Source organism: Mesorhizobium sp. (assembly GCF_024509055.1).
GTDB lineage: Bacteria > Pseudomonadota > Alphaproteobacteria > Rhizobiales > Rhizobiaceae > Mesorhizobium.
In genome coordinates this window covers 1-10,719 of the sequence record NZ_JANINM010000507.1, presented here as the reverse complement: position 1 = coordinate 10,719, position 10,719 = coordinate 1, and the positions used below count along the sequence as shown (strand labels likewise).

General features: G+C 64.2%; 6 protein-coding genes. 3 read left to right on the top strand and 3 right to left on the bottom strand.

The features are described 5' to 3' along the window. Positions 1 to 836: sugar ABC transporter substrate-binding protein (locus Q0L57_RS29950; RefSeq protein ID WP_296746700.1), on the bottom strand; the 836-nt coding region annotated here is incomplete at its 3' end. Positions 837 to 1,059: 223 nt separating this feature from the next. On the opposite strand from Q0L57_RS29950, the gene Q0L57_RS29945 reads away from it, so the two are divergent. Next, the gene (locus tag Q0L57_RS29945) at positions 1,060 to 2,262 is read left to right on the top strand and encodes an ROK family transcriptional regulator (protein WP_296746699.1); all 1,203 of its coding nucleotides are present in this window, start codon (positions 1,060 to 1,062) and stop codon (positions 2,260 to 2,262) included. 11 nt (positions 2,263 to 2,273) lie between these two features. Here the strand turns inward: Q0L57_RS29945 and Q0L57_RS29940 are convergent, their stop codons facing one another. Further along, positions 2,274 to 3,137 carry a hypothetical protein gene (locus tag Q0L57_RS29940; RefSeq protein ID WP_296746698.1) on the bottom strand — a complete coding sequence of 288 codons (864 nt, stop codon included), beginning with the start codon at positions 3,135 to 3,137 and terminating at the stop codon, positions 2,274 to 2,276. Between the two features lie 89 nt (positions 3,138 to 3,226). Then, positions 3,227 to 4,093 (bottom strand): hypothetical protein, encoded by an 867-nt coding sequence (locus tag Q0L57_RS29935; protein WP_296746697.1) that lies wholly within the window; start codon positions 4,091 to 4,093, stop codon positions 3,227 to 3,229. 568 nt (positions 4,094 to 4,661) lie between these two features. Here Q0L57_RS29935 and Q0L57_RS29930 point away from each other — a divergent pair. Beyond that, positions 4,662 to 6,227: a ShlB/FhaC/HecB family hemolysin secretion/activation protein gene (locus Q0L57_RS29930; RefSeq protein ID WP_296746696.1), complete on the top strand. Its 1,566-nt coding sequence runs from the start codon at positions 4,662 to 4,664 to the stop codon at positions 6,225 to 6,227. A gap of 15 nt (positions 6,228 to 6,242) precedes the next feature. Then, positions 6,243 to 10,719 (top strand): MBG domain-containing protein (locus Q0L57_RS29925; RefSeq protein ID WP_296746695.1); only part of this gene is annotated, 4,477 nt, incomplete at its 3' end.

The following is a 10,719-nucleotide window of genomic DNA, read 5'->3' as shown; positions in this document are numbered from 1 at the left end:
ACCTTCGAGTCCTTCGGATCGTTGGCCATGTTGTACATGTAGGTCCAGTTCAGCGCGAAGGCGGCGTCACCGTTTTCGAAGACCTTGCGGACATCCTCTTCCAGGAATTCCTTGGAGTTCGGGTTGGTGAGACCCGACTTGTAGCTGTCGACCATGTATTTCAGCGCCGCGACGCCGGCGCCGTTCTGGAAGTCCGGCTTGCCGTCCTTCAGGAAATCGCCGCCATAGGCGCTGACCAGGGTGGTGTAGTCGCAGATCGCGGCTTCGGCCTGCGACCAGCTCCAGGCGATCGGCGTCTTGAGCAGGCCCTTGTCCTGGATGATCTTGGCCTGTTGGCCGAGTTCTTCCCAGGTCTTCGGCGGCGCCTTGATGCCCGCCTTCTCAAGCATTTCCTTGTTGTAGAACAGGTACTTGGTGTCGAGGATCCACGGCATGCCGTAATATTTGCCTTCATACTGGACGGTGGTCCAGGCGCCGGGTAGCACGCCCTTCTTCATGTCGGCCGTGATGCGCGGGGAGACGTCGACCAGCACCTTGTTGGTCGCGTATTCGGCGGGCCAGATGACGTCGAACAGCACCACGTCGTAGCCGCCGCCGGACCCTTGAGCTAGCACGGTCTTGTCGTGCAGACCCTCGTAGGGAACGAATTCGAGATTGACCTTGATGTCCGGATTGGCCTTGGTGAAGGCCTCCGTCATGGCGCGAACGTCGGCCTCGCTGTAGGCGGCCTGCGCCATGAAAAGCGCATTCAAGGTGGTTTCGGCGAAGGCGTGCGGGACCAGCAATCCGCCCGCGAACACTGCGCCCAAAAGTGTCTTACCGATCGATTTCAGCATTTTGTCTTCTCCCATTTTCGACACCTGCGAGTTAACGGCCGTGGCAAGCGCGCCGGCTCCTCGAATTGCTATCGCGTCTGACCGGATCTGCCGGAACGGCGGGCGGCAATGGCTCAAGGCCATGCCGTCTTTTTCTCGAAACCGTTTCGTTGCCACCATTAAGTCAATTCGCTTGACTTAATTAGTCGTGCAATCCTTTAATGGAGTCAAGGGGGAAACGACGGTGCATGACATCAGCCCGATCCGCGCCAAGAGCGGCACCAATCAGGAGGGCACCAGCGCCCATAACCGCCGTGTCATGATCGAGGCGCTGCGGCTCAACGGGGCGCTTTCGCGGGCCGACCTGGCTCGAGCGACCCAGCTCACCAAGCAGGCGGTGTCCAACATCATCGAGGATCTCGAGCGGGACGGCCTGGTCGTAGCGCTCGACACGGTGCGTAAGGGCAGGGGCCAACCCTTCACGCCATACAGGCTGGTTCCCGAGGGTGCCTTCGCCATCGGCTTGCAGATCGATCGGCACCTGACGCGGGCCGTCGTGGTCGACCTCGTCGGCAATGTGGTGGCGCGTGCCGAGGCCAATCTGCCGCTCGACGAACCGTCGCAAGGCGTCGAGATCATCCTTGGCCTCATCGCCCGGGTCAGGCGCGAGCTTGCAGGCATCTCCGCCCAATCCGAGAAACGGCTGGTCGGGCTCGGCGTCGCCATGCCGGGACCATTCGGGCTGAAGGAGTCCGACGACAAATGGATGATGCCGGCCTGGCAGCAATTCCCGCTGCTGGAAGCGCTCGCCGCGGGGACCGGGCTGAATGCCGGACTGCAGAACGACGCCGCCGCCTGCGCCACGGCAGAGCGCATCGTCGGCGCCGCGCATGGCGTCGATCACGCGGTCTGCCTCTACGTTGGCTACGGCATCGGCGCCGGGCTCATTCTCAACGGCGAGCTCTATAGCGGCGGCCACGGCAATGCCGGCGAGATCGGCATGGCGTTGCTGTCGCCGGCCGGCCCCGGCTCGACGCCGCTCGAGCACCGCGCTTCGCTTGCCTCGCTCTATCAGCATCTCGGCCTCGATCCCGCCGATGAGCATATCTATGAAAGGATCGGCGCGCTGGCGCTTGCCGAGGATGCCAAGGTGATGGGGTGGATCGAGGGCGCCGCGCAGGATCTGCGCTGGAGCGTGCACCTGATCGAAACGATCTTCGATCCGCAGACCGTCATCCTTACCAGCGGCGCGCCGGAGGCGTTGGCGCGCCGTCTGCTGCAGGCGATGCACCCGCTGCTGCCGTCCATCGCCGACCGGCCGGGGCGGCGATTGCCGCGCCTGCAGCTCGGCACCACTGACCCCTGGGCGATCGCGGTGGGCGCCGCGGCCGAGCCGATAAGCCGGGCATTCGATCCACGCTTCTCCGCGATCCTGAAGGCGGGATAGGGCCGGGAGACTCAGGTTGCCGACGTTGCCTGGCAGGCCGCGAAAGCGGCATCGATAATGGCAAGCTTGACGGCCTGGGCCATCAGGTATTCGCCATAGAACTCGTTCGAAATCCACATGACGGAGTTGCCGCGCTGCCCCTGCCAGCCCACGCTGCCGAGGGCTTCGGCATCGCGCAGTTTCCGCGCCAGGTGGGTGCGCGAAAGTTTCAGCCATTTGGCGAAATCGCCGATCGAGAGGACGCCCGTGGGAATCCGGGCCTGGCCAGCCAAGGCTGGATCGACGCCAGAGATCAGCCAGTCCATGACGACCCCACCGTTGTTGAGCCATGTGAATAGCGAGAAGGTTCGTCTCGGCTCGCGCACCGGGACTGAAGAGATCAGTCCGTCCGCCACCAGGGGCTGCAGATCCGCCAGCATGTTCGGTTGCGCCAGGAATGTCGGCAGCCGGTTCGCGCCATCGAGATCGTCAAGCGTCTTGAGGTGCATAAGAACCCAGCCCGTCAGCTCCGCCAGTGCCGCTGGCGTCGGCTGCAGGGGGCGAATGCGGCGATCGTCGCCGCCGGGCGCACCCTCAATGAAATTATAGTGCTCCATCTCCTTGATGAAGGCATGGGTCGTGTTGCGGCTTGCCACTGCATGCTGAACGGTCACATCGACGAAACGAGCGGCAGTGAGATCCTTACGATAGTCGCTGCGGTCTCTACGGAAATGCAAGGCAAGGCCAATGTGGGCTATCAGCCAGCGCTGTTGCGTGGCGAAGACCGAGGAGGCACGGGGGTTCGCCGCGTAGGCCTGCTGAAGCGCCCGAGCCTGTGCCTGGACACAGACGGGCAGCGCAGGGTGGCCAGCAATGTCTTCGAAATTGAGCGCCATCGTCTCAGCCGATAGCAGCTTCGCGCAGTCCTCGCCAGTACAACCGCTGGTTTTTCTCGATGACGCCGAGGCACCCTACGCCAGCCCTGTCAGTCATCCTTCCAAGCGGCAATGCAGGTTTCGAAGGCCGCATCCACCACAGCGAGCTTCGCGGCCTGGACCGCCATGTACTCGTCAAAGAAGGCTCGCGAAACCCACATGACGGAATGCCCGCGCTGGCCGACCCAGCCGATGCTGCCAAGCGCCTCCGCATCGTTGAGCTTGCGGGCGAGATGCGTGCGGGACAGCTTCAGCCAATGAGCGAATTCGCTGATGGAAATGACGCTGGTCGGGATTCTCTCGAGCCCGGCGTCTTCCGGGTCGATGCCCGACATCAGCCAGTCCATGACGATGCCGCCATTGTTCAGCCAGATGAACAGCGAGAAGGTCTGTTTCGGCTCCCGCACCGGATCGGAGCGAAGCAGTCCGTCGCAGATCAGCGGCTGCAGGCTGGCCAGCATGCCAGGTCGTTGGAGGAAGGTCGTTAGCCGGCTTCCACCGTCAATGCGATCGAGCGTCCTCAGATGAGCATGGATCCAGCTTGTGAAGGTTTCGATGGTGGCCGCCGTCGGCCGCAAGGGGTGGGCGCGGCCGTCCCTGCTAGCCGAAAGATACTCGGCGATGTTGTAGTGCAGCATCTCCTTCAGAAACGCTTCCGCGGTGTTGCGGCTGGCCACGGAATTCCGGCGTACGATCTCAATGAAGCGGGCCGTCGTCAGTTCCGTGCGGGGATCGTTGGGGTCGCGCCTGAAATGCATGGCCAGCCCTACATGGCCGAGCAGCCAACGCTGCTGGGTAGCGAACACGGCGGCAAGCCGCGGGCTCGTCTCATAGACGTGGATGAGCGCGCGCGATTGCTCCTGGACGCTGCGCAACGCTGCCGGATGCCTAGCGATCTCGTCGGCCGTCAGCGCCATTTCCCGCGGTACTCCCATCCGATGCCAAGCAACGGCCAAATCAAGATTTCCAGCCTTTGCCGGACTGTGTCCAGTTGGCCATTGGAACAACGGCCTGCGACGCAGTGTGTTCCTTGCTAACCCGTTGCATCGGTTTGGAAAACCCCTACCAATAATAGTCGCGCGCGTCGAATTGACGACTCCGCTTGGGTCGACATAGGGTCCGCGTCATCGGGTCTGCGGGGAGCGCGCCCGGAAAAGAAGAAACGAAAGACAGAGTCTGGCGCTCGGTGCATCGCACCGGCGGTGGCAACGCTTTGCGCGCAAACTCCTGTCCCGCATCAAGAGTGACTGTGTGAGCCATATTAGCGGAACCGGCATTGCAGCCGGCGATAGCCGCGCTATCCGGCAGGATATCGCCGGGCCGCGTGGCCATGATCGCCTTCGGATGGCGTTCCTTGCCGTTTCGACATGCCTCTGGCTTTCGGCCGGTGCCTTCGCCCAGACCGCGAGCCAGATCACGCCACCTACCTTTCGGCCTCCACCCGGGCCGGACACGGCGGGTGTTTCCATTCCCGCGGGTACGGGATTGGAGGCACCCGCCGGCGCCGAGAAGCTGAAGGTCAAGCTTGCCGGAGTGGATGTAGAGGGCGGTCTCGCCGACATGGCGGGTGCTACTTCCAGGATCACCGCAGGCCTTGCGCACCGTACCGTCACCGCGGCCGAGATATTCGCTGCCGCGCGCCGGCTGGAAGCGGCGTACGCCCATGCCGGCTATGCGCTGGTGCGCGTCGTGCTGCCGCCGCAGAAGCTGACGAATGGAGCCACGCTCCGGCTCGTGGTCGTCGACGGCTTCCTGGAACGGATCGACGTCAGCAACCTGCCGGAGCGGGTGCGCGACCGCGTGGCGGCAACGCTTGCCCCGCTGGTCGGGCAGCGCGGCGTCAAGCTGTCGGCAATCGAGCGGAAGCTTCTGCTGGCCGGAGACACCCCGGGCGCCAGGCTGCGCTCGACGCTCAAGGCGGGCTCGGCCAAGGGTGCCAGCGTGCTGGTCATCGACGGCAAATACCGGCCGATCGGCGGGCAGGTCACCGGCGACAATTCGCTGTCGCCGTCGCTGAAGCGCTGGTCGACAGGGGTCGGCGTCGATTTCAACTCGCTGCTAGGGATGGGAGAGCTCGTCTACCTGCGGGCGGGCGGCTATCCCAATGGCGGCGAGAACGGCCTGTTCACGGGCGACCCGCGCAACCGCAACTACGCGGCCGGCATCGTCCTGCCGATCGGTTATGACGGGCTGACGCTCAACCTGGAAGCGACCCGCACACGCGCCAACCCGGACGCGGAGCCGGGCTCGCTCGGCTTCGGCAGCGCCTTCGAACGTTACTCGGCAAGGCTTCGCTACCCATGGATACGAAGCCGCGCGTTGACGCTCAGCAGCCAGTTGTCCTTCGATGCGCAGAACGACTACCTCGACGCGGTCACGCCGGTTTCGCTTCCGATCGCCGAGGACCGGCTGCGGATCTTCAGGCTGGGTACGGACGGCACCTGGTTCACGCCGCTTGGCGGCGTGCTTACCGGCTATGTCACAGCCTCCTTCGGCATCAACGGCCTCGGCGCGCGCTCGGCCGCCGATGCTTCGCCGCTTCTGCCGCTGTCGCGGCAGGGCGCCGATGCGGCGTTCCAGAAGCTGGAAGCCTCGATGAGCTACAGCCAGCCGCTGGCCGAGCATCTCGGCGTCGATGTCTTCGCCCGCGCGCAGACCTCGTTCGGCAAGCCGCTGCTGCAGTCCGAGCAGATCGGGCTTACCGGGGCGACCGGCCTGTCGAGCTTCGATGCGGGGGCGCTGCAAGGCGATACCGGCTATGTGGTTCGCGGCGAGCTGTCGTCGCCCTGGTATGTGCCGTTCCCCGGCGGGGTGGCCCAGCTCTCGCCATACATGTTCGGCGCCGTCGGCGAGGTCCGCCTCGAAATGCCGACGGCGCTCGAGAAAGCCTCCATCACTGGCGCTTCCTACGGGCTCGGCATCAAGCTCGGCACCGTCCTGGCAAGCGACGCCACCAGCAGCAACCTGACGCTGGAATGGGGCCGGCAGCATCGCAACGACCAGCAGCCTGCCAGCGATCGCTTCTCGCTGAGCGGCGCCATCCAGTTCTAGACCGCGAGCCTGACCATGCGCGATACGTTCCCGATTCTTCGCACCGCCAAGCTGCCGCTGACGGCCTTGCTGCTGGCGTCGACCGCGCTGGTCGGCTTCACGCCGGTCAGGGCGCAGGAACTGCCGACCGGCGGCAGCGTGGCGTCGGGCGGGGTCACCATCTCCAATCCGTCGGCCTCGCAGCTCAACATCAAGCAGTCGACCAATTCGGCCATCGTCAACTGGCAGAGTTTCTCGATCGGCGCTGGCGCCACCGTTAACATCGACCAGCCGACTTCGACCTCAGTGATGCTCAACCGCGTCACCGGCGGCACCAAGTCGACGATCGCCGGCCAGCTCAACGCCAACGGCCAAGTCTTCCTGATCAACCCTAACGGCATCGCCATCTCCAAGACCGGCAAGGTGAGCGCTGCCGGCTTCGTCGCCTCCTCGCTCGACATCAGCGACGACGATTTCAAGGCGGGGAACCTCAAATTCAAGGGCAAGGGCGCTTCCGCCGAGATCTCGAATGAAGGTTCGATCTCGATCGGTGGCGGCGGCTATGCGGCGTTGATCGGCGGCAGCGTCGACAATGCAGGCACCATCAGCGTGCCGCTGGGCAAGGTCGGACTGGGTTCGGGCGAACAGGCGGCGCTCGACCTCTCCGGCGACGGGTTCCTTCAGGTCGCCGTGCCGACCAAGGCCGATGGCTCCGGCGCGCTGGTCGGCAATTCGGGCGTCATCAGCGCCGATGGCGGCCGGGTCGAGATCAAGGCTGCGGCGGCGAAGGAAGCGGCGCGCCAGGCGGTCAACATGTCGGGCGTCATCGAGGCGCGCACGGTGTCGGGCAAGTCCGGCGAGATCGTGCTCGGCGGCGACCAGGGCTCGGTCGAAGTTTCCGGCAAGCTCGACGCGTCGGCGGCGAGCGGTGGCACGGGCGGCAAGATCACGGTGACCGGCCGCAAGCTGAAGCTGAAGGGCGCGAGCATCGATGCCTCGGGCAAGAATGGCGGCGGCAGGATCAAGATCGGCGGCGACAAGCAGGGCTCGGGCACGCTGCAGCGGGCCGAGACGACCGACGTCGACGCCGCCACGACGATCAATGCCAGCGCCACAGGCAACGGCGATGGCGGCAGCGTCATCGTCTGGTCAGACGGACAAACTAACTTTGCCGGCAAAATTTTCGCGCGCGGCGGCGAGGAGAGCGGCAATGGCGGCTTCGCCGAAGTGTCGGGCAAGCAGCGCCTCGACTTCACCGGTTCGGCCGACCTCAGGGCACGCTTCGGCTATACGGGCGACCTGCTGCTCGACCCCTACAATGTCACCATATCGAACGGCGCCGATACAGGCGGCTTCACGGCTGGCGCCAATGACAGCGTGATCAACGTCACGACGCTGCAGAACCAGCTGGCGCTCGCCAATGTGACGATCTCCACCGGGAGCGGCGGCTCGCAGGCAGGCGACATCACCATCGCGGCGCCGATCAGCTGGAGCGCCAACACGCTGACGCTCAGCGCCTATCATTCGATCGTCTTCAATGCCGGCGCCACGATCGGCGGTGTCGGCGGCCTGTCGCTGGTCACCAACAATGGCGGCTCGGGAGGCACCATCACTTATGCGCTCGGCGCATCCGCGACATTCACCGGCACGCCGGGGGCCCAGGCGCTGTCGATCAACAACCAGAACTACACGCTGATCTACGACATCAATGGCGTGCAGGCGATCAACAGCGGGCTGAGCGGACTCTACGCTCTCGCTAACACCATCGATGCCAGCGCCACCTACAACTGGAATGGTCCCAAGGGGTTCATACCGCTCGGCACCGACGGCAACTCCAACATCCAGAACGGCGGCAACGGCTTCACCGGCACCTTCGACGGCCTCGGACACACCATCAACAATCTTTGGTCGACGCCTGGCGGGGCGAATTATGCCGGGCTGTTCGGCTATGTCGGCGCCGCCGGTGTCGTGCGCAATGTCGGGCTTGTCGATGCGACGGTCATGGCCTCCTACGAGACCGGCGCCATCGCCGGCTGGAACAAGGGTACGATCAGCGGAGTTTGGGCGAGCGGCCAAATCCATGGCGCCGGCAGCACCGGAGGATTGGTTGGGCAGAATGATGGCACGATCACCCGATCGTTCTCGACAGTTGGCGTCAACGCGCGGGACAACAACTCTGTCGGTGGACTTGTCGGCGCCAATACCGCCACGGGGACAATCAGCCAGTCCTACGCCTATGGCTGGGTTCTTGGATCAGACGTGGTCGGTGGACTTGTCGGTCTCAATCAAGGGTCAATCAGCGACGTCTATTCGACCGGGCCGGCAAGCGGCACCAGCGGTGCTACGAGAATCGGGGGTCTGGTCGGCTACAATCTCGGCACTGTCACCAACGGGGCCTTCGACACGACGACATCCGGCCTCAGCAACGGCCTCGGTAGTGGCGGCTACGCGGGCAGCGTTATTGGTCTCAGCACAACCGATTTCCAGAATGGCGCGGCCAACGGTTTGAGCGCGGCCTTTGGCGGCGGCTCGGGCGGTCTTTATCCATATCTGAAGAGCTTCTACCCCAACGGAGTCCAGGCGATCTCCGGCATCGCCTATAAGGATGCCGGCGTGACGCCGCTGTCGTCAGGCACGCGCCAACCCTACTACGTGAAGAATCCCGGTTTGGTCACCGCCGTCGCCGGCGGTGTCGATCTCGGCACGGTTTCGACCGGCGTCAACGGTTATTATTACGTTGCGACACCCAATGGCACGCTCACCGACAGCGTGCTCGTCTACACTGTCAAGGACGGCGGCCCGGATGCCGCCGGCGCGCAGAATGCCGTCACCTTCCGGACCGGCCTCTCAGGCGGCAACGTCTCCAACCTGAACATCTATGGCAACTGGCGGCTCGACGAAGTCGACAGCTCGATAACGTCTCTTTCGGCGCTGCAAAACGCCGCCGCGGCGACGGTCGGATCGACCTATGTCGGCACGCTCTCCTTCGCCAACTGGCAGATCGAAACGGCCGCGACCACCTTCGCACTCGACCAGGCGATATCGATCGGCGCCGGTACGCTGGCGCTGTCGTCCAATGGTACCGTGACGCAGACCAGCAGCGTGTCGGCGGCCTCGCTGTGGCTTGGCGGCACGGGCAGCTTCAACCTGACCAATGCCGGCAACCAGATCGGCACGATTGCCGCTGGCGCTGGATCGGTGGCGCTCGCCGATCTAGGCGGGCTCGTCATCGGTAGCATCGGCAATGCGCGTGGCGTATCCACCTCCGGTGTGACCACCACGGATCAGGTCAATCTGCAGACGACGGGCGATCTGACGATCGCGGCCGGCGCAAAGGTCAGCGGCTCCAATCCCGTGCTCGCAGCCAGCGGCAAGTTCATCAACAATCGCGGCAGCGACGCCGTGACCGCCACCAGCGGGCGCTGGCTGGTCTATGCGGCTGCTCCAACCGGCAACACATTCGGCAATCTCAATAGCAACAATACCGCGGTCTGGAACACGGAAGCCGGCGCCACCGTGAGCGCGACGGGCAACCGCTATGTCTTCAATTACCAGCCGACGCTGACCTTCACGTCGACCGACACGACCAAGACCTATGGCGACACGACGATGCCGGCGCTGGCCTATAGCGTGTCGGGCTATCAGGCGGGCGTTGCCAACGCCTATCTCGGAGACAGCGCCCAAAATGCGTTCACGGGCGGCCCGTCGCTTTCATCGGCCGGCACGTCGAGCACGGCGGATGTCGGCAGCGGTCCATACGCGATTACGATCAGCGCCGGCGATCTCGCATCCCTGAATGGCTATGCCTTCGCCTTCAACAGCGCGGGCACGCTCACCATCGCCAAGCGCGCGATCACCGTGACGGCCGATTCCGGGCAGGGCAAGACCTATGGGGACAGCGATCCCGCTTCATATACCTATTCGGTGTCTGATCTGGGCAACGGCGTTGCCCTGTCCGGCTCTCTCGACCGTGTCGCCGGTGAAAATGCGGGCACCTATCTGATCGGTCAGGGCACGCTGACCAACGCGAACAACTCGAACTACGACATCGCCTATGTCGGCGCCAACTTCACGATCGCCAAACGCGCGATCACCGTCACCGTGGATCAAGGGCAAGGGAAGGTTTATGGCGATAGTGATCCGTCGGCCTACACCTACACTGTTTCCAATCTCGGTGGTTTGACACTTACGGGCAGCCTCGACCGTGTGGCGGGCGAGAATGCAGGCACCTACGCCATCGGCCAGGGCACGCTCGATGTGTCCAATTCGAACTACGATATCGCTTTCGTCGGCGCCGATTTCACCATCGCCAAGCGCGCCATTACGGTGACAGCTGATGCCAAGAGCCGGATCTATGGCGATGCCAACCCGGCGCTGACCTATCAGCTCACCGCAGGCAACCTCGTCAACGGCGACAGCCTGACCGGGGCGCTGGCGACGTCGGCCACCGCTACATCGGATGTGGGTAGCTACGGTATCACCCAGGGCACACTCGGCAACAGCAACTACGCCA

Coding starts and splice junctions, on each gene's coding strand:
- Q0L57_RS29940 (WP_296746698.1), bottom strand. CDS start 3,137: ATGGCGCTCAATTTCGAAGACATTGCTGGCCACCCTGCGCTGCCCGTC.
- Q0L57_RS29935 (WP_296746697.1), bottom strand. CDS start 4,093: ATGGCGCTGACGGCCGACGAGATCGCTAGGCATCCGGCAGCGTTGCGC.